Below are 19,988 nucleotides of genomic sequence, written 5' to 3'. Positions count from 1 at the left end.
GGGTTGAAGGGGAGGACTTACTTTTTCTTCTGCAGAACGCTCTGCGGATTGAGGTTGCCGATGCGGCCGCTCTCGGAACCTGCAGCCGGATCGATCACCGCGTTGATGAGCGTCGGCTTGCCCGAGGCCATCGCCTCGTTGACGGCGCGCTTGAGCTCGTCCGGCGAGGTCGCGTTCACGCCGACGCCGCCGAAGGCTTCCATCATCTTGTCGTAGCGCGCACCCTTGACGAACACCGTCGTCGCCGGATCGGCGTTGGCGCCGTTGACGTCGGTGCCGCGATAGATGCCGTCATTGTTGAAGATGACGATGCAGATCGGCAAATTGTAGCGGCAGATGGTCTCGACCTCCATGCCGGAGAAGCCGAACGCGCTGTCGCCTTCCACCGCGAGCACGGGGTGGCCGGTCTCAAGCGTTGCCGCGATCGCCTGGCCCATGCCGATGCCCATCACGCCCCAGGTGCCGACGTCGAGACGCTTGCGCGGCTTGTACATGTCGATGACGCCGCGGGCGAGATCGAGCGTGTTGGCGCCCTCGTTGACGAGGATCGCCTCGGGATGATCCTTGATCACGTTCTTCAGCACGCCGAGCGCGCCGTGATAGTCCATCGGCGATTTGTTGTTCATGAGCTTCGGCGCCATCTTGGCGACGTTCTCTTCACGCTTGGTCGAAATCGCCTTGGTCCATTCGGTCGGCGGGACGGTCCAGCCCGAAGCCATCGCCTGGTTGAAGGCGGAGACGACCGAGCCGATGTCGCCGACGACCGGTGCGACGATCTCGACGTTGGAGTCCATTTCCCTGGGCTCGATGTCGACCTGGATGAACTTCTTGGGCGCTTCGCCCCAGTTCTTGCCCTTGCCGTGCGAGAGCAGCCAGTTCAGCCGGGCGCCAATCAGCAGCACGACGTCGGATTCTTTCAGCACCGTCGAGCGAGCAGCACCTGCGCATAGCGGATGGGTGTCGGAGAGGAGGCCCTTGGCCATGCTCATCGGCAGGAAGGGGACGCCGCTCTTCTCGACGAAGGTTTTGATCTCCTCGTCGGCCTGCGCGTAGGCCGCGCCCTTGCCGAGGATGATGAGCGGACGTTTTGCGTTCTTCAAAACATCAAGCGCGCGCTTGATGGAAGCGGGCGAGGGGATCTGCGCGGGAGCCGCGTCGATCACCTTGACCAGCGACTTCCGGCCGGCATCGGCGTTCATCACCTGGCCGAATAGCTTTGCCGGCAAATCGAGATAGACGCCGCCGGGACGGCCGGAGACGGCGGCACGGATGGCGCGGGCCAGACCGATGCCGATGTCCTGGGCGTGCAGCACGCGATAGGCCGCCTTGCACAGCGGCTTGGCAATCGCGAGCTGGTCCATCTCTTCGTAGTCGCCCTGCTGGAGGTCGACGATCTCGCGCTCGGAGGAGCCCGAGATCAGGATCATCGGATAGCAGTTGGTGGTGGCGTGCGCGAGCGCGGTGAGACCGTTGAGGAAGCCGGGCGCGGAGACGGTGAGGCAGATACCGGGCTTCTTGGTGAGGTAGCCGGCGATACCCGCCGCATAACCGGCGTTCTGCTCGTGGCGGAACGAGATCATGCGAATACCGGCCGCCTGCGCCATGCGGCCCAAATCCGTAATCGGGATGCCCGGCACATTGTAGATCGTGTTGATGCCGTTCAGCTTGAGCGCGTCGATAACGAGATGAAAACCATCCGTCAATTCCTGCTCGGTGCCCGGTGCTTCGGACTTGGTCGCGGTATTCAGCATGGGCGTTGTCTCCCTGGTCTCAAGATGCCGTTTCGGCTTTGGGGGCGAATGCCTCGCCCTTCTGGTGAACGTTGCTAGTTGAATAATTCCTGGCCGTGCGCTTCGACATAAGCAGCAAGGCCGAGGGTGTGGTCGCGGGCGCGCTTCTCGGCGAGCTCGGTGTCGCGCGCTTCCAGTGCTTCGATCATGCCGAGATGCTCGGGCAGCGAAGTCGCTGTGCGGTCCTTGCGTCCGATAGTCAGCTGGCGATAGCCGCGCACGTGCAGCAGGAGGTCGTTGGTGAGATCGACCAGCACCGACGATTCCGACAGCGAGATCAGCGCCTGGTGGAAGGCGATGTTGGCGCGCGAATATTCCTCGACGTGATCCTCGGGCAGGCGGTCCTTGCCAAAGTCCTTGAAGTAGTCGCGCAGCGCCGTGATGTCTTTCTTGCGCGCGGTGGTGGTGATGAGGCGGGCCGCCATGCTTTCCAGCGCCGCCCAGGCGCGGATCATGTCCACGATCTCGGTCTTGGTCCTTCGCACCACCATGATGCCGCGGCGCGGAACCGTTTTCACGAGACCGTCCTGCTCGAGCATCGCGATGGCTTCGCGGATCGGCGTGCGGCTCACACCCAGGCGTTCTGACAGCGCGCGCTCGTCGAGCATCACCGGCTCGGGCGTCGAGTAGATGTCCATCTTGAGGATAGCTTGCTTCAAGGCGTCATACGCCTTGTTCTTGAAGCTGCTCTCCGGGGCAATACGAACGATTGCGATATCTGCCTCGGCCATGTTCGGCAACGCCTTGGTTGGTTTCCGCAGTGACACGACGAATCTCCTCCAGTGGGAGTCGTCTTTTACAGGATTATTAACCGGAAAGTTTTTGGCATACCAAATACCAGAATGTCAAGCTGCCTATTTTTTGCAGCATTCTAAGGTGCGCTGCAGCTTGACAAGTTGGCTTCTGGCATACCAAATGCCATCGCCAGCCATTTTTGATCCAAAGCTGCGGAGTAGTCTCAGGCTTGCGCCACTCCGTTCCGCGACATGGAACAGAGCGCGGCGATTGGCAAGCATCACGGGCAGCCGCAACACGCGCGCGCTTTGAGAAAGAACTAAGGTCCAGGGAGAAGCCACATGTCCAATTCCAAAGATGCCGTCCGCAAGGTGCTTGACCAGGTCAAGGCGGACAACCGCACCAGCCTGACCGCGCCGGAAGGCAAGCTGGTCTGCGACGCCTACGGCATTCCGGTGCCGAAGGAGGGCGTGGCGAAGTCGGCCGGCGAGGCTGGCAAGATGGCCTCGTCCATGGGCTTCCCGGTGGTGATGAAGATCGTCTCGCCGGACATTCTCCACAAGACCGAAGCCGGCGGCGTCATCGTCGGCCTCAAGACGGCCGAAGACGCCGAGAAGGCCTACGAGACCATTCTCGGCAACGCCAAGAAGTACAAATCCGATGCCAAGATCGAGGGCGTCCAGGTGCAGCAGATGCTGGCCGGCGGCACCGAAGTGATCGTCGGGTCGATCACCGACGCTTCGTTCGGCAAGCTGGTTGCCTTCGGCCTTGGCGGCGTGCTGGTCGAGGTCCTGAAGGACATCACCTTCCGCCTGGCGCCCGCGACCAAGCAAGACGCGCTGTCGATGCTCGACGGCATCCAGGCGCATGAGATTTTGAAGGGCGTTCGCGGCGGCGAGCCGGTGAACCGCACGGCGCTTGCGGATATCATCGTCAAGGTCTCGCAACTCGTCACTGATTTCCCCGAGATGGTCGAGCTCGATCTCAACCCGGTGTTCGCGACGGCAAAGGATGCGATCGCCGCCGACGTCCGCATCGTCGTCGACTTCGCTTACGTGCCCAAGCCGAAGCCGCGCCCGACCGAAGAGATCGTCGCGGCCATGAGCCGCATCATGCAGCCGAAGGCGGTTGCCGTGGTCGGTGCCTCGGCCGAAGACGGCAAGATCGGCAATTCCGTGATGAAGAACCTCATCAACGGCGGCTACAAGGGCGACATCTACCCGATCCATCCCAAGGCCGCCGAAATCCTCGGCTACAAGGCGTATAAGAGCGTCAAGGACGTGCCGGGCGTGATCGACACCGCGGTGTTCGCGATTCCCGCGAAGTTCGTGGCCGCGGCGCTGACCGAATGCGGCGAGAAGAAAATTCCCGGCGCGGTTCTGATCCCGTCGGGCTTCGCGGAAGCCGGCGCGCCGGAGCTCCAGGCCGAGATCGTCGAGGTCGGCAAGAAATACGACATCCGCCTGATGGGGCCGAATATCTACGGCTTCTACTACACGCCGGCCAATCTCTGCGCGACCTTCTGCACCGCCTACGACGTCAAGGGCCACGCGGCGCTGTCATCGCAGTCGGGTGGCATCGGCATGGCCATCATCGGTTTTTCGCGCTCGGCAAAAATGGGTGTGTCGGCCATCGTCGGTCTCGGCAACAAGTCCGATATCGACGAGGACGATCTGCTCGCCTTCTTCGAGCAGGATCCGAACACCAACCTGATTGCGCAGCACTGCGAGGATCTCAAGGACGGCCGCGCCTTTGCCGAAGCCGCAAAACGCGTCTCCAAGAAGAAGCCCGTCATCGTGCTCAAGGCCGGCCGCACCTCCGCCGGTGCGAAGGCAGCCTCGTCGCACACCGGCGCGCTCGCCGGCAACGACAAGATCTACGAGGACGTCCTGGCGCAGTCCGGCGTGATCCGCGCCCGCTCGCTGCGGCAGCTGCTCGAGTTCGCGCGCGGCGTGCCGGTGCTGCCGACGCCCAAGGGCGAGAACGTCCTGATCATCACCGGTGCAGGCGGCTCGGGCGTGCTGCTGTCGGACTCCTGCGTCGACAACGGCCTGTCGCTGATGTCGATGCCGCCGGATCTCGATGCGGCCTTCCGCAAGTTCATCCCGCCGTTCGGCGCGGCCGGAAATCCTGTGGACATCACCGGCGGCGAGCCGCCGATCACCTACGTCAACACGGTCAAGCTCGGCCTGACGGACGAGCGCATCCATTCGCTGATCCTCGGCTACTGGCACACTATCGTCACGCCGCCGATGGTGTTCGCCCGTAACATGGTCGAGGTGAAGAAGGAGATGGAGGCGAAGGGTTTTGTGAAGCCGATCGTCGCCTCGCTCGCCGGCGACGTCGAGGTCGAGGAAGCCGCCGAATATCTCTACCAGAACGGCATCCCGGCCTATGCCTATTCGACCGAACTGCCGGTCGAGGTCCTGGGCGCCAAGTACAAATGGGCGCGCGGGGCAGGGCTGCTCTGACACGAGGACTTTCACCTCTCTCCGCACGCGGAGAGAGGTGACAATTGTCAGGTCGCGATGGGCAAGAACGTGATCCGGCGCAAATCGCTCGAGCCTCGATCGTCATCGGAGGCTGACCACGATGCGCGCGACGGCGGTGTGCAGTCCGTCGGCCGCGCGCTGTCGATCCTCGAGACGCTGGCCGAGGACGACGAAGGCTATCGCCTCAGCGATCTCGCCGTCCGCACCGGCCTGTCGGCCTCAACCGTGCACCGTCTGCTGGCGACGCTGGAAAGCCGCCGCTTCGTGCAATTCGACCGCGCCGAATCCAAATGGCATGTCGGCGTGCGCAGCTTCACGGTCGGCGCGAGCTTTGCCCGACGGCGTAATTTCAGCGCCCAGGCCATTCCCTATTTGCGCAAGCTGCGCGATCTCACCCGCGAGACCGCCAATCTCGCCGTCGTCGACGACGAGTTCATCATCGTGCTGACCCGGATGGAAAGCCGCGAGATCATGCGCTCGCTGACCAAGGTCGGCGGTCGCGTCGCCATGGTGACATCGGGTGTCGGCAAGGCGGTGCTTGCGACCTACTCCGACGAGGACGTCGGTGCCGTCATCCGCCATCACGGCATGCCACGCCTGACCGAGAAATCCATCGTGCGACCGAGCGATCTGTTCAGGGAGCTCGCGACCATCCGCAAGCAGGGTTTTGCGGTGGATGATGAAGAGGCCGAGATGGGTCTGCGCTGCGTCGCAGCCGTGGTCTACAGCCCCAGCGCCGAGCCGCTCGCCGCGATCTCAGTGTCCGGCTTGACCAGCCGCGTCACCGACGCCCGGCTGCCCGAGATCGGCCGCGTGGTGCGGGACGTCGCGGCGGAACTGACGGCAGCGCTTGGCGGCGTGATGCCGGCGGCAAAGCCGGGTTGAGCCAGGCCTGCGCTCCATCGCCACCTTGCGGGAGAAATCAGCGCTGGCGGCAAGAGCCCCGACATCGGTATATCCGTCCACCGTTGTCGCGTCCTTTTGGGGAAAGTCATGCCGTCAGAGCTCCGTTCGCCCCGTCTCGCCGTCCTGATTGATGCCGACAATGCTTCGGCCAAGATCGCGGATGGACTGTTCGAGGAGATCGCCAAGATCGGCGAGGCCAGCGTCCGCCGTATCTACGGCGATTTCTCCAATGCCAGGTCCAGGGGCTGGGCCGACATCCTGTCGAAACACGCCATCATCCCGCAGCAGCAATTCGCCTATACGACGGGAAAGAATGCATCCGACATAACGCTGGTCATCGACGCGATGGACCTGCTTCACAGCGGCCGGTTCGATGGCTTCTGCCTGGTGTCGTCGGACAGCGACTTTACCCGTCTTGCCGCCCGTATCCGCGAGCAGGGCGTCGATGTCTTTGGGTTCGGCGAGCAGAAGACGCCGGAAAGCTTCCGGCAGGCCTGCCGAAGGTTCGTCTATACGGAGAACCTGCTTCCCGCCCCCGCGAACACGCAGGATGCGGCGGCGAGGTCAGCGCCACTTCAGCCGCCCGATGGGGCAACCCCCATCATCAAGAGGGTCATCACCCAGATGGAGAGCGAAGACGGCTGGGTCACGCTCGGGGAGGTCGGGCGGCAGCTTGCCAATCTGGCGTCCGATTTCGATCCGAGGACGTTCGGTTTCCGCAAGCTGAGTGACCTCGTGCGGAAGACAAACTCCTTCGAGATCGATGAGCCGAAGGGACGGTCGATGCGGATTCGGGTCAAGCCCGCTGCCGCACCACCGTCGAAAACGCGGAACCCGCGCAGAAGGTCAGGGACGGCAGGCGTTCCACCCAAGGCGTAAGCAGGCGTGCTGTTATATTTGAGCTTGCCCGGTCTGGCTCAGGGCGTAACCATCGCGGCGCCGTAACATCCCGCGAGAGCGCTCATGACAAAACTCACCCGCTTTGCCGTCGCACCGCTGCACGCGATGACGCGGCGTCTGGCCGATGTCGCCTCCGCGCGCGTCGCGCCCGATCTCGTCATATCAGGTGCGCGGGTGCTCTCGACCTATTCCGAGCGCATCCACGCGAACCGCGAGGTCTGGATTACCGGGGGGCGCATTGCGGCGGTGAAGCCGGCGGGTGCTGCGAAGCGGTTCCTCGGCAACGTGCCGCTGTACGACGCCGCCGGCGGCATCATCGCGCCGGGCCTGGTCGATCCGCACATCCACATCGAATCCTCGATGGTGACGGCCTGCGCCTATGCCGAGGCGGCACTGCTCAACGGCACCACCACGATCTTCTGCGACAGCCACGAGATCGGCAACGTCATGGACGTCGCCGGCGTTGAGGCCATGTTGGAGGACGCGCGCGAAGCCCCGCTTTCGATCTTCCTGACGGTGCCGAGCACGGTACCGGCCACTTCGGCCGCACTGGAGACTGCGGGCGGCGATCTCACGCCGGACAAGATCGCCGGCCTGTTCGACCGCTGGCCGGAAGCAGTCGGGCTCGGCGAGAAGATGGATTTTGTGCCTGTTACCATGGGCGATGAACGCAGCCACGCCATCCTCGCCGCCGCCCTGAAGCGCGGGCGACCGGTGTCGGGCCATGTCTATGGCCGCGAATTCGTTGCGGCCTATGCGGCATCCGGCGTCACCGACACCCATGAGGCGATCGACCGCGACATTGCCGACGATTTGCTCGATGCCGGCGTCTGGGTGTTTTTGCGCGGCGGCCCGCCGACCACGCCATGGCACTCGCTGCCGCAGGCGATCCGCACCATCACCGAGCTCGGCGCCTCGCACAAGCGCACCGCCGTGTGCACCGATGACCGCGACGCCGATGATCTGCTGCTGTTCGGCCTCGACTGGGTGGTGCGGGAGGCGGTGAAGGCGGGAATGTCGCCCGAGCAGGCCTGGTCGATGGGTTCGCTGCATGGTGCGACGCGTTTTGGCGTCGATGGCGATATCGGCGGGCTCGGCGGCGGCCGCCGCGCCGATCTGGTGCTGATGGACGACAATCTCAGGCCGCAATGCACCTGGTACGGCGGCGAACTCGTGGTCGAGCACCGTAAGATCACGCCGAAGCTCGATCAGGCGCTGTCGCAGCGTTATCAATATCCGAGGGCGGCATATGCGACCGTGAAGCTGCCCGAGAAGGTCAAGTTGACGCCGGAGTTGCCGGCGAAGGCCTGTACCGTCAACGCGATCAAGACCGCGCTGCCCGGCATCACGCTCATCCATGAGAAGATCGCGATCGAGCCCGCAAAAGACTGGCCGTCGCTGTTTGCGCGCTACGGCCTGTGCTTCGTTACGGTGGTCGAGCGCCACGGCAAATCGGCCGGCAACGTCGCCTATGGCTTGCTGAAGGATTTTGGCCTGAAGCGCGGGGCGGTCGCCTCCAGCGTCGGGCACGACAGCCACAACATCATCGTTGCCGGAACCAACGAGGCCGATATGCAGGCGGCGATATCGGCCATCAAGGCACAGCAGGGCGCCGTCTGTGTCGTCGCCGACGGCAAGGTGAGGGCGCTGGTGCCGCTGCCAATCGCCGGGCTCTTGTCCGACAAGCGCGTCACGGAGGTGGCCGAGGAGGTCAAAGCTCTGAAGAAGGAATGGGCGGAGGCCGGCTGCACCATCCCCTACATGGGCTTCAATTTGATTCCGCTATCGGTCATTCCGGAAATTCGCATCACCGACAAGGGTCTCGTGCTGGTGCCGCAGATGGAGCTGGCGCCGCTGTTCGAGTGAGCGCTTTCACGCGTTTCTCGACCCAACTGATTGAGACCGCCGCGTTTTTTCCGCGGCTGCCGCATCGTGGAAAATAAAATCGATCTCGTTGAGATCGTATCCTGCGCGCCCGATGATCTCGCTCAGCCAATGCAACCGAGCGAGGTCCGATATGGCGAAAATGCGAGCCATCGATGCTGCCGTGCGAATTCTGGAGAAGGAAGGCATCTCGACTGCCTTCGGCGTTCCCGGGGCCGCGATCAATCCGCTCTACTCGGCGCTGAAGAAGCGCGGTTCGATCCGCCATATCCTGGCGCGGCATGTCGAGGGTGCCTCGCACATGGCCGAGGGCTACACGCGGGCCAAGGCCGGCAACATCGGCGTCTGCATCGGAACCTCTGGGCCGGCGGGCACCGACATGATCACCGGGCTTTATTCGGCGATCGCCGATTCCATCCCGATCCTCTGCATCACCGGTCAGGCGCCACGGGCGCGGCTCTACAAGGAAGATTTCCAGGCCGTCGACATCGAGTCGATCGCAAAGCCCGTGACCAAATGGGCGGTGACCGTGCGCGAGCCCGGGCTGGTGCCACGCGTGTTCAGCCAGGCTTTTCACGTGATGCGCTCCGGCCGCCCGGGGCCGGTGCTGATCGACATGCCGCTCGACGTGCAACTCGCCGAGATCGAGTTCGACGACGAGACCTACGAGCCACTGCCGGTCTACAAGCCCACCGCGACGCGCAAGCAGGTCGAGAAGGCGCTGGAGATGCTCAACGCCGCCGAGCGGCCGCTGATCGTGGCGGGCGGTGGCGTCATCAATGCGGACGCCTCCGACCTGCTGGTCGAGTTTGCCGAGATCGCGAATGTTCCGGTGGTGCCGACGCTGATGGGGTGGGGCGCCATCCCCGACGACCACGTGCTGATGGCCGGTATGGTCGGTCTCCAGACCAGTCATCGTTACGGCAACGCCACGATGCTCGAATCCGATTTCGTGCTCGGTATCGGCAACCGCTGGGCCAATCGCCACACCGGCTCGGTCGAAACCTACACCAAGGGCCGCACCTTCGTGCATGTTGACATCGAGCCGACCCAGATCGGGCGCGTGTTCAATCCCGATCTCGGCATCGTCTCGGACGCGAAGGCCGCGCTCGAACTGTTCGTCACCGTCGCCAGGGAGTGGCGCCGGTCAGGCAGGTTGCGCGAGCGCCAGGCGTGGCCCGCGGCCTGCCGCGATCGCAAGAAGACGATGCTGCGCAAGAGCCATTTCGACAACGTCCCGATCAAGCCCCAGCGCGTCTACGAAGAGATGACCAAGTCGTTTGGCCGTGACACCTGCTACGTCTCGGTGATCGGCCTGTCGCAAATCGCCGGCGCGCAGTTCCTCGGCGTTTACAAGCCGCGTAACTGGATCAATGCCGGGCAGGCGGGGCCGCTCGGATGGACGCTGCCCGCCGCCCTCGGGGTGCGCGCGGCGTGTCCGGATCGGGACATCGTCGCGCTCTCCGGCGACTACGATTTCCAGTTCCTGATCGAGGAGCTCGCAGTCGGCGCGCAGTTCAATCTGCCCTACATCCACGTCGTCGTGAACAATTCCTATCTCGGGCTGATCCGCCAGGCCCAGCGTGGCTTCGACATGGACTATCACGTCCAGCTCTCCTTCGATAACATCAACGCGCCCGAGCTCGGTGGCTACGGCGTCGATCACGTCGGGGTCGCCGAAGGCCTCGGTTGCAAGGCGATCCGCGTCACCGATCCCAAGGACGCGCAGGCCGCGTTCGCCACAGCGCGCGAATGGATGGCGAAGTACCGCGTGCCGGTGATGGTCGAGTTCATCCTCGAACGCGTCACCAACATCGCGATGGGCACGGAGATCGACAACATCGTCGAGTTCGAGGAGGTGCTGGATCTGCCGCTCGACGAGGTCGCGAGCGCGCGGCCCGGCGTGCTGCAGCCGGCGGAATAGGGAACAGCATCATGCCGAAATTCGCCGCCAACCTCACCATGCTCTTCAACGAGATGCCGTTCGTGGACCGCTTCGCTGCGGCGAAAGCGGCGGGCTTCTCCGGGGTTGAATATCTTTTTCCCTATGATTTCGACAAGGCGCTTTTGCGCGAGCAGCTCGACAGCCAATGGGCTGACGCAGGTGCTGCACAATCTGCCGGCCGGCAACTGGGCCGCAGGCGAGCGCGGCATCGCGATCCTGCCCGATCGCGTCGCCGAATTCCGCGACGGCGTGTTTCGCGCCATCGACTATGCCAAGGCGCTCGATTGCGAGCAGCTCAACTGCCTCGTCGGCATCGCGCCAGTGGACGCCGATCCGCGCGAGCTGAACGAGACGCTGGTCGGGAATTTGCGCTTCGCGGCCTCGACGCTGGCGCGGGAGAACATCAAGCTGCTGGTCGAGCCGATCAACACGCTCGACATTCCCGGCTTCTTCCTCAACGGCACCGAGCAGGCCGTGCAGCTCATCTCGGAGGTGCGGTCGAACAACCTGTTCGTCCAGTACGACATCTATCACATGCAGATCATGGAGGGTGACCTCGCCCGTACCATGCAGGAATATCTCCCCCAGATCGCCCACATCCAGCTCGCCGACAATCCCGGCCGCCACGAACCGGGCACCGGCGAGATCAACTATCGCTTCCTGTTCCGCCATCTCGAAGCGATCGGTTATCGCGGCTGGGTCGGCTGTGAGTACAAGCCGCGCACCACGACGCTGGAAGGCCTGTCCTGGCATGCGGCGCAGACATTCGAGACCTGAGGATATTTGGACATGATCGACATTGGCTTCATCGGACTTGGCACCATGGGACGACCGATGGCCGGCCATCTTCTGGCCGCAGGACATCGCGTTCTCCTGCATGACGTCGGGCCTGTCGCGCCGGAGCTGATCGCGGCTGGCGGCGTTGCCTGCAAGTCGAGCAAGGAGGTCGCAGAGGAGGCGGATGCCGTCATCATCATGGTGCCCGATACGCCGCATGTGGAAGCCGTGCTGTTCGGCACGGACGGCGTCGCGAGCGGCATCTCCAAGGGCAAGATCGTGGTCGACATGAGCTCGATCTCGCCGCTGGCGACCAAGGAGTTCGCAAAGAAGATCGAGGCACTCGGCGCGGATTATCTCGACGCACCGGTTTCGGGCGGGGAGGTCGGTGCCAGGGCGGCAAGCCTCACCATCATGGTCGGCGGGCCCGAGCGCGCCTTCAATACCATGAAGCCGATCTTCGACCGGATGGGAAAGAACGTCACCCGGGTCGGCGCCAATGGCGACGGCCAGACAACGAAGGTCGCCAACCAGATCATCGTCGCGTTGACGATCGAGGCGGTGAGCGAAGCGCTGCTGTTCGCGTCGAAAGCCGGCGCCGATCCAGCACTGGTGCGGCAGGCCCTGATGGGCGGCTTTGCCTCGTCGCGGATACTCGAAGTGCATGGCGAGCGCATGGTGAAGCGCAATTTCGATCCCGGTTTCCGCATCGAGCTGCACCAGAAGGATCTCAACCTCGCGCTTGAAGGCGCTCGCGCGCTCGGCCTGTCGTTGCCGAGCACGGCGGTGGCGCAGCAATTGTTCTCGTCCTGCACCGCGCATGGCGGCAAGGGCTGGGATCATTCGGCGATGGTGCGGGCGCTGGAACTGATGGCTGGCCACGAGATCGCCGCGGCCCGAACTGTTACGCGGTAACCGTCTCCGGTTCTGGCGCGTCTTTCGCTACGGGGAACCGGAACAATGCTCCGGCCCCGCGGTTGAAGGCGCACAACAATCACTGGAGACATCAGGACATGAAAACCCGTCTTGCGATTTCGTTGGCTGCCGCGTCGCTGCTGGTGTCAAGCGCAGCCTTTGCTCAGTCGACGACCGCCGAGGGCGCCGCGAACGGTGCACGGGCGGGCGGCGACATCGGCGGTCCGGTTGGCGCGATGGTCGGCGGCACCGTCGGTGCAGCGGTCGGCGCCGGCCTGGAAATTCCGAATGCGATCCTGGGCGGAATCCCGCGTAGCGATTCCGTCGTCGTTGAGGATCGCGTCGTTGTCGGCGAGCCGCTGCCGCCGACCGTTGTGCTGCGCCCCGTTCCGAACTACACCGAGTATCGCTATGCAGTCGTCAACGATCGCCGTGTGATCGTCGAGCCGCGCACACGCCGCGTCGTCAAGATCATCGACTGATCGATCAGAGCCTAGGCTTGAACAGTTGGGCCCTGCGGAGCGTCACTCCGCGGGGCCTTCGCTTGTAAGGGCCGAATTGGCGCGGAAGCGCGTCATGACCCAATCGACGGCGGCCGCGAACGCAAACCCGATGCAGGCGGTGCCGGCATCGACCAAAAAATCCTCCAGCCGCGCATGCCGACCCGGCGCCCAGAATTGCATCAGTTCGAGCACGCCGATCAGAATTACCGCCGCGGCAGCCACAGCCCAGCGACGGTTCCGGTAAGCCAGGCCGAAGGCTAATCCGACCAGAACAAAGGCAAGAGCATGCTCGCCGTCCTGGCCGAGGTCGGAGCGGGGCCGCAGGCCGGGCGGGCCGAGTGTTGCGAAAGTGACGGCGGCTGCGAGCAGCCAGGCAAAAAAGCGGATGAAAATGGACATACGCACCGCTTAGCACGGATTTGCCGCGCCTGCAGTGAGGCGGGGATCAGATCGCCGTGTAGTTAATGACGAAAAGTTAAAGTGCCTCGCGCACGCCAAGGCCGTGCATGAAGCGTTCCCGGATCTGCACGGGATCGCGCCGGGTGGCGCCGACGCCCGGCTTGTCGTCGATGCGGACGGCGATCAGGCTCGGCCCGGAGGCCGACATGGCTTCGTCGACCAGGCGCTCGAAATCCTCTTCGTCCGCGGCCCAGGCGCTGTTGGCAAGCCCCGAGCCGGCGGCGATGGCGACGATGTCAGCCACGTTCGCGGCCGGTGTCGGCTGCGCGCCGGTGATCTGGTAGATGCCGTTGTCCATCACGATCAGGATGAGATTCTCGGGCTTCAACGCCGCAATCGTCGAGAGCGCGCCGAGCTGCATCAGGAGCGAGCCGTCGCCTTCGAGCGCAAAGACACGCCGGTCCGGCTGCGCCAGCGCCACGCCCAGCGCGATTGGAAAGGCGAGCCCCATGCTGCCGAGCATGTAGAAATTCTGCGGACGGTGGCCGGCGGCCCAGAGATCGAAATTGGTGTTGCCGATGCCGCCGATCACGGCTTCCTCGTGCTCGAGTTTCGCGATCAGGCGCGAGGTGACGTCGAAGCGGTTCATCACCTTGGTGTTGCGCGCGTCTGTATTCATTTGGACCGGCCTCACTTGTCGAAAGTCTTGCCGCCCGTGAGCAGCGGGTTGAGGATCAGCGCCACCGGCGCCTGTGTCATGACGGCCTGCTTGATCGAACGGTCGGCGATGAATTCGAGCTCGTCGAGCCGGGTGATGGTGTGATGCTCGAGCGCCAGCGAATCCAGCACTGGACGCATGGTGCGGCAGACCAGCGACTGGCCGTAGTTGAACTCGCCGAGCGTGCCGCGCTCGGACACGAACATGATCAGCGGGATCTGGTAGGGCACCGCGAGCGAGGCCAGCACGTTGGCGAGCGTGGCAAAGCCGGAGGTCTGCATCAGCACCGCAGCCCGCCGTCCGCCCATCCATGCGCCCGAAACGATGCCGACGGCTTCCTCCTCACGCGCGGTGGCAAAGGTGGTGAAGAAGGGATCGGCGTGCAGGTTCTTGATCAGCGGCGTCAGCACGCGGTCGGGCACGTAAGGGATGAGGCTGATCTCGTTCCGCTTCAGGGTTTGCAGGACGATGCCGTGCCAGCTCTTGTCACTGGAGGTCTGCACCGCCTCGGATGAGGTATGTTGCTCCGCAATCGCCATTGCGTTCTCCCTTCAGCCGCGCATGCTTCTTGGTCTTGGCCGTTGCCTTAGGCGTCGTCTTGGCCGTCGCGGCGGTCTTCCGAACTTGACGCGGCGGGCGGGATTGTCAACATGTCCGGGCTGCACCGTGATCTGCGCCAGACGGCCTGCCGCGACCGGTACCGACGTGTCATAAGCGACAATAACAAGAGAACGGAGGAACGCATGACAGGAGCGCGCGCTGCGCTGGCCCTGCGGATCTCCTGGAGAGAGCCGGAAGGGTCCTGATGTCCGTCAACAGCAAGCGTGTCTTCTACGTCAAATATCTGGCCAATCCGATTTATATCGACATCCTGAAGGCGCGGCCCGACGTCCGGCTCGATCGCATCGAGAACGAAAGCCCCGCGGATTTCTACGCGCCGATCCTGAGCGCGGCCCATGTCTACCAGATCGGGGCTGCTCGCGATGAACTCGCGCCGCATTTCCATGTTGACGCCGCCTTCCTGAAGCGTACGCCCAACCTCCTGCTCGTTTCCAGCAACGGCGCGGGCTTCGATCCTGTCGACGCCGAAGCGTGCACCGATGCGGGCGTGCTCGTCGTCAACCAGTCCGGCGGCAACGCGCATTCGGTCGCCGAGCATGCGCTGGCGATGATGCTGACGCTGTCCAAGCGTATCATCCAGTCCGACCGCAAGCTTCGCAGGGAGGCCAACGTCAATCGCAACGAACTCGTCGGCAACGAGGTCGAGCACAAGACCGTCGGCATCGTCGGGCTCGGCAATGTCGGCCGCCGCATCGCCGCGCTGTGCAAGGGCCTGCTCGGCATGAAGGTGCTGGCCTATGATCCGTATCTCACGGCCGAGGTGATGTCCGAGCGAGGCGGGGAGAAGGTCGAACTCGACGAGCTGCTGCGCCGCGCCGATTTCGTCTCGATCTCCTGTCCCCTCAACAAGGGCAGCCGCAACTTGATCAGCGTGCGCGAGTTCGCGCTGATGCAGCCGCATGCGTATTTTGTCACCACGGCCCGGGGCTTCATTCACGACGAGGACGCGCTGCTCCAGGCGTTGCGCGACAAGCGCATCGCGGGTGCCGGCCTCGACGTCTGGTCCAAGGAGCCGCCGCCGCCGGAGCATCCGCTGCTGCAGTTCGACAACGTGCTGGCGAGCCCGCATACCGCAGGCGTCACGATCGAGGCGCGCCAGAACATGGGCCGCATCGCCGCCGAGCAGGTGCTGGACACGCTCGACGGCAAACGCCCGCCGCGCATCATCAATCCCGAGGTTTGGCCGCGCTATGCCGAGCGCTTCAAGCAGGCGTTCGGGGTAACGCCGGGGTAGGGTTAGGAGCTTGCCATTCCGGGGCAGCGTGGAACCGCCTACCGGCCTTGATGCGCGTCAAATTCTCCCTCCCTCATTCAGGCTAAATGGTATTAGAGTGTCGCCGGGGCTGGCCGTGGCAGCAGGAGGTCCCATGTCAACTTATGTCGTCAGATTCATGAAGGACGTGCTCGGCCAGTACGGCCGGCAGATCGAGGTGTGCCAGGGCTCGCTCGAGATCGACGCCACCGACGAGAACGAGGCCAGGGAGCGGGCGAAGGCGAGGTTTTGCAAGGACCAGGCCTTGCACCACTGGTCGCTGCATGCCGACCGCATCCAGGTCAGGCCGGCTGACTTTCCGTCGTGAGGTCTAGCGGCCGGCTCCGAGCGACCGCTGCAACGTCTCAGTCGAGCACTTTGTCCAATGTAATCGGGAAGCGGCGGATGCGTTTGCCGGTGGCGTGATAGACGGCGTTCGCGATCGCGGCGGGGACGCCGACGATGCCGATCTCGCCCAGTCCCTTGATGCCGAGCGCGTTGATGTGCGCGTCCGGCTCGTCGACGAAGATCACGTCGATGTCGTGAACATCCGCATTCACCGGGATGTGGTACTCGGCGATGTTCGCGTTCATGATCCGGCCGAAGCGGTGGTCCATCACCGTCTCCTCGTGCAGGGCCATCCCGATCCCCCAGACCACGCCGCCCATGATCTGGCTGCGGCCGGTCTTGGTGTTGAGAATCCGCCCGGCCGCGATTGCGCTCACGACCCGCGTGACGCGGATGACGCCAAGCAATTCGTCCACCTTGACCTCGGCAAAGACGGCCGAATGGGTATTGCGTGCGTGCTTCTTGTCCTCACCGAACTGGTTGAGCTTTTCCTTCTCGATACGTTCGACGCCGCCATGGCGCATCGCGTCGGCGATCGAGACCGCACGGCGGTTGTCGCTGGCCCTGGCAATGCTGCCGTCGGTCAGCACCGTATCGGCCAACTCGGCGCCGGCGAGCGGCGAGCCATGAATTTTCCCGGCCAAGCGCAACAGCTCCTTGCGCACCTCTTCAGCGGCTGCGAGCACCGCATGCGCGCTCGATGCGGCCATCCAGGAGCCGCCCTCGACCGGCGCCTGCGGCAGAGTGGAATCGGCAAGCCGGACGCTGATGTTCTCGATCGGCAGGCCGAGCGCATCGGCCGCGACCTGCGCCACGATGGTGTAGGTACCGGTGCCGATGTCGGATGCGGCGCAGGACACTTCGGCATGTCCGTTCGACGTCAGCACGATGCGCACCGCGACCGGCATCTGCAACGCTTCCCACACGCCCGTCGCCATGCCCCAGCCGACCAGCTCTTTGCCATCGCGCATCGAGCGCGGCGCAGGATTGCGTCTGCTCCAGCCGAAGGCGTCCGCGCCGCGCGCATAGCATTCGCGCAACTGCTTGCTCGTGTAGGGGAGGTTTTCGCTCTGGTCGCGATCCGAATAGCACTTCAGCCGCAGTTCGATCGGGTCGAGCTTGAGCGCGACGGAGAGCTCGTCCATGGCGCATTCGAGGGCGCAGACGCCCGACGCCGCGCCCGGTGCGCGCATGTCGCAGGGGGTCGAGACGTCGAGGTGGACGAGCTTGTGGGAGAAACGGCTGTTCGGGCTGCTGTAGAGCTGTTCTGCCCAGCCGGTGTCATTGCGTGCGAAATCCTCGTAGCGGGAGGTGACGGCAATCGCCTCGTGCGTGACCGCATCGAGCGTACCGTCGGATTTTGCGCCGAGGCCGACGCGCTCGATCGTCATCGGCCGGTAGCCGAGCCCGTACATCTGCTGCCGCGTCAGCACGACGCGAACAGACCGCTTCAGTGCGAGCGCGCCAAGCGTTGCCAGCACCACCTGGTATTGCGGCCGCAAGCCGGAGCCGAAGGCGCCGCCGACATAAGGCGAGGCCACGCGAATGTCATCCGGCTTCTTGTCGAACACGCCGCAGAGAAATTTGTGGACGTTTTGAACGCCCTGCGTCTTGTCGTAGATCGTGAGCTTGCCATTGCTGTCCCAGATTGCCGTGGTCGCATAGAGCTCCATCGGGTTGTGATGCTCTGTTGGAATCACGTACTCCGCCTCGTGGCGCACGCGGGCTTGGGCAAGAGTTGCTGCGGCGTCGCCGCGCGGCTTATGCGGCTTGTCCATCTCGGCAGCCTTGCCGCGCTCGCCCTCGAGGTCGGTCGCAAAGCCGCGCTGCTCATACTCGACCCGCACCAGTGTGGCCGCGAATTTCGCGGTTTCCCAGTCCTCCGCCACGACCAACGCAATCGGCTGGCCGTTGAACTTGACCGTGTCGTCGTAGAGTGGACGGAAAGGCGAACCCTCCGGTGCAACCTCGTCCCTCCACGCCTCGTCCTTGTCGGCGAGCGGCGGACGGTTCGCATGCGTAAGCACGTCGAGCACGCCCTTGACCTGCAGCGCCGCACTGGTGTCGAGGCGGGCAATGCGCCCGCATGGAATGGTGGCCTCGACGACGAAGCCATGGAGGAGTCCGTCGGCCGGGAATTCGCCGGCGTATTTGGCGGCGCCGGTGACTTTGGCCCGGCCGTCGACACGCGACGTTGGCGTTCCGATATAGGCGTTCATCGGTCCCTCACGCGATCTTTTTGTGGGCCTGGGATTGCGGCGTGGCATTCGCCGCCTGTGTCAGCGTCCGCACGATGGCGCGGCGTGCGAGCTCGACCTTGAAGCCGTTATGTGAGCGGGTCGTAGCTCCCTGGAGCAAGAGATCCGCGGCGCGCGAGAAATGATCGGGCGTCGCGGCCTGGCCGCGCAACGCCGCTTCGGCTTCGAGGCTGCGCCAGGGCTTGTGAGCCACGCCGCCGAGCGCCATCCGTGCCCCGCTGATCGCGTTGCCTTCCAGTTCGAGCGCGGCAGCGACCGAGACCAGAGCAAAAGCATAGGACATCCGGTCGCGAATTTTCAGATAGCTGTAGTTTTGAGCGAAGCCGCGGGCCGGGAGCTCGATTCCCGTGATGATCTCGCTGGTACCGAGATTGGTGTCGACATGAGGCGTGTCGCCGGGAAGCCGGTGGAAATCGGTCAGCGCGATGGTGCGCTCGCCGGAGCGGCCTGCGATGTGCACCAGCGCCCCAAGTGCAGCCAGCGCCACGCTCATGTCGGACGGGTTGGTCGCGATGCAGGCGGCGCTCGTACCGAGGATCGCATGGTTGCGATTGAGGCCGTCCATTGCCGAGCAGCCGCTGCTGGGACGTCGCTTGTTGCAGGGCGTGGCCGTGTCATAGAAATAGACGCAGCGCGTTCGCTGCATCAGATTGCCTCCGACCGACGCCATGTTGCGCAGTTGCGCCGAGGCACCGGCCAGGATGGCGCTGGCGAGCAGAGGATAGCGCTGCTCGATCAACGGGTGGTAGGCGAGGTCCGAGTTCGGCACCAGGGCGCCAATGCGCAAGGACCCGTCCGCCGTCTCCTCGACCTTGCGGAGCGGCAGGCGGGAAATGTCAATCAGCCGGGAGGGGCGCTCGACATTCTCTTTCATCAGGTCGATCAGATTGGTGCCGCCGGCAATCAGTTTGGCGCCGGGATCGGCGGCGAGCAGGCGGATCGCGTCGGCAACGTCCGTGGCTCGGGCATACTGGAAGTTGTTCATGGCTGGCCCATTGCCTGTTGGATGGCGGCGAGGATGTTCGGATAGGCGCCGCAGCGGCAGAGATTCCCGCTCATCAGCTCCCGGATCTCGTCGGCATCCCGGGCACGGCCTTCGACGAGCAGTCCGGCCGCCGAACAGATCTGTCCCGGCGTGCAATAGCCGCACTGGAAGGCGTCATGGTCGATGAAAGCCTGTTGCAGGGGATGCAGCGTACCGTCCTTGGCAAGACCTTCGACGGTCGTGATCTCCGCGCCGTCATTCATGACGGCGAGCGTGAGGCAGGAATTGACGCGCCGGCCGTCCACCAGCACCGTGCAGGCGCCGCACTGACCATGGTCGCACCCCTTCTTGGTGCCGCTCAACGCAAGATGGTCCCGCAAGGCGTCGAGCAACGTGGTCCAGGGCACGAGATCAAGCGTGTGACTGACGCCGTTGACGACAAGATGGATCGGAATGCGTTCGGGAATCTGATGCGTGAGATCGCCCATGTCCTGCTCCCTGCGACGGCGACGATGCCGGACGTCAGTCGTGTTGACGCGGGGGACGCCTCCGCCGGCCAA

General features: G+C 64.2%; 17 protein-coding genes and 1 pseudogene. 10 read left to right on the top strand and 8 right to left on the bottom strand.

All coding sequences use genetic code 11. The features are described 5' to 3' along the window. Positions 1-17: 17 nt before the first annotated feature. Positions 18-1,751: an oxalyl-CoA decarboxylase gene (oxc, locus tag ABIB00_RS35225; RefSeq protein WP_354107525.1), complete on the bottom strand. Its 1,734-nt coding sequence runs from the start codon at positions 1,749-1,751 to the stop codon at positions 18-20. Positions 1,752-1,825: 74 nt separating this feature from the next. After that, on the bottom strand, positions 1,826-2,521 hold the full coding sequence (locus ABIB00_RS35220) for a GntR family transcriptional regulator (protein WP_247350268.1): 696 nt from the start codon (positions 2,519-2,521) through the stop codon (positions 1,826-1,828). Positions 2,522-2,866: 345 nt separating this feature from the next. Between ABIB00_RS35220 and ABIB00_RS35215 the strand changes: the two genes are divergently transcribed. From ABIB00_RS35215 to ABIB00_RS35180, 8 genes and pseudogenes are all read left to right on the top strand, one after another. After that, entirely contained in the window at positions 2,867-4,996 is a 2,130-nt protein-coding gene (locus ABIB00_RS35215) for an acetate--CoA ligase family protein (protein WP_247444989.1), read from the top strand. A gap of 57 nt (positions 4,997-5,053) precedes the next feature. Further along, the gene (locus tag ABIB00_RS35210) at positions 5,054-5,902 is read left to right on the top strand and encodes an IclR family transcriptional regulator (protein WP_354044470.1); all 849 of its coding nucleotides are present in this window, start codon (positions 5,054-5,056) and stop codon (positions 5,900-5,902) included. 108 nt (positions 5,903-6,010) lie between these two features. Further along, a complete protein-coding gene (locus ABIB00_RS35205) occupies positions 6,011-6,802 on the top strand; it encodes an NYN domain-containing protein (RefSeq protein ID WP_247350018.1) in 792 nt (263 codons plus the stop codon). An 84-nt stretch (positions 6,803-6,886) separates the two neighbouring features. Continuing rightward, positions 6,887-8,689: an adenine deaminase C-terminal domain-containing protein gene (locus ABIB00_RS35200; protein WP_354107524.1), complete on the top strand. Its 1,803-nt coding sequence runs from the start codon at positions 6,887-6,889 to the stop codon at positions 8,687-8,689. A 151-nt stretch (positions 8,690-8,840) separates the two neighbouring features. Then, positions 8,841-10,631 carry a glyoxylate carboligase gene (gene gcl / locus ABIB00_RS35195; RefSeq protein WP_354107523.1) on the top strand — a complete coding sequence of 597 codons (1,791 nt, stop codon included), beginning with the start codon at positions 8,841-8,843 and terminating at the stop codon, positions 10,629-10,631. An 11-nt stretch (positions 10,632-10,642) separates the two neighbouring features. Further along, positions 10,643-11,429 (top strand): annotated as a pseudogene (gene hyi, locus ABIB00_RS35190) (hydroxypyruvate isomerase). A gap of 12 nt (positions 11,430-11,441) precedes the next feature. Then, positions 11,442-12,344 (top strand): 2-hydroxy-3-oxopropionate reductase, encoded by a 903-nt coding sequence (locus tag ABIB00_RS35185; RefSeq protein WP_354107522.1) that lies wholly within the window; start codon positions 11,442-11,444, stop codon positions 12,342-12,344. Positions 12,345-12,442: 98 nt separating this feature from the next. Then, positions 12,443-12,826, top strand: a complete 384-nt coding sequence (locus tag ABIB00_RS35180; RefSeq protein WP_354044452.1) for a DUF1236 domain-containing protein — start codon at positions 12,443-12,445, stop codon at positions 12,824-12,826. 42 nt (positions 12,827-12,868) lie between these two features. Here the strand turns inward: ABIB00_RS35180 and ABIB00_RS35175 are convergent, their stop codons facing one another. The 3 genes from ABIB00_RS35175 to ABIB00_RS35165 all read right to left on the bottom strand — a co-directional run bounded on the left by ABIB00_RS35175 (position 12,869) and on the right by ABIB00_RS35165 (position 14,503). Continuing rightward, positions 12,869-13,246, bottom strand: a complete 378-nt coding sequence (locus tag ABIB00_RS35175) for a VanZ family protein (protein ID WP_354107521.1) — start codon at positions 13,244-13,246, stop codon at positions 12,869-12,871. Positions 13,247-13,322: 76 nt separating this feature from the next. Further along, positions 13,323-13,925, bottom strand: a complete 603-nt coding sequence (locus tag ABIB00_RS35170; RefSeq protein ID WP_354107520.1) for a thiamine pyrophosphate-dependent enzyme — start codon at positions 13,923-13,925, stop codon at positions 13,323-13,325. Positions 13,926-13,936: 11 nt separating this feature from the next. Continuing rightward, positions 13,937-14,503: a decarboxylase gene (locus ABIB00_RS35165; protein ID WP_354107519.1), complete on the bottom strand. Its 567-nt coding sequence runs from the start codon at positions 14,501-14,503 to the stop codon at positions 13,937-13,939. A 266-nt stretch (positions 14,504-14,769) separates the two neighbouring features. Between ABIB00_RS35165 and ABIB00_RS35160 the strand changes: the two genes are divergently transcribed. Continuing rightward, the gene (locus tag ABIB00_RS35160; RefSeq protein ID WP_354107518.1) at positions 14,770-15,819 is read left to right on the top strand and encodes a hydroxyacid dehydrogenase; all 1,050 of its coding nucleotides are present in this window, start codon (positions 14,770-14,772) and stop codon (positions 15,817-15,819) included. A gap of 133 nt (positions 15,820-15,952) precedes the next feature. Beyond that, a complete protein-coding gene (locus ABIB00_RS35155; RefSeq protein WP_247350040.1) occupies positions 15,953-16,165 on the top strand; it encodes a hypothetical protein in 213 nt (70 codons plus the stop codon). A gap of 37 nt (positions 16,166-16,202) precedes the next feature. Here ABIB00_RS35155 and ABIB00_RS35150 read toward each other — a convergent pair whose 3' ends face one another. Genes ABIB00_RS35150 through ABIB00_RS35140 form a run of 3 tightly spaced genes read right to left on the bottom strand, consistent with a single transcriptional unit; the run spans position 16,203 to position 19,916 of the window. Continuing rightward, positions 16,203-18,404, bottom strand: a complete 2,202-nt coding sequence (locus tag ABIB00_RS35150) for a xanthine dehydrogenase family protein molybdopterin-binding subunit (RefSeq protein ID WP_247350042.1) — start codon at positions 18,402-18,404, stop codon at positions 16,203-16,205. 7 nt (positions 18,405-18,411) lie between these two features. Beyond that, complete coding sequence (locus tag ABIB00_RS35145) at positions 18,412-19,428, bottom strand: FAD binding domain-containing protein (protein ID WP_247350044.1); 1,017 nt, start codon at positions 19,426-19,428, stop codon at positions 18,412-18,414. Beyond that, entirely contained in the window at positions 19,425-19,916 is a 492-nt protein-coding gene (locus ABIB00_RS35140) for a (2Fe-2S)-binding protein (protein WP_247350046.1), read from the bottom strand. The genes ABIB00_RS35145 and ABIB00_RS35140 overlap by 4 nt, the downstream gene beginning before the upstream one ends. Between the last annotated feature and the right edge of the window lie 72 nt (positions 19,917-19,988).

This window comes from Bradyrhizobium sp. LB14.3 (assembly GCF_040547985.1).
GTDB lineage: Bacteria > Pseudomonadota > Alphaproteobacteria > Rhizobiales > Xanthobacteraceae > Bradyrhizobium.
Note: the sequence above shows the minus strand (reverse complement) of the source record. Positions and strands in the feature narration are given on the sequence as shown.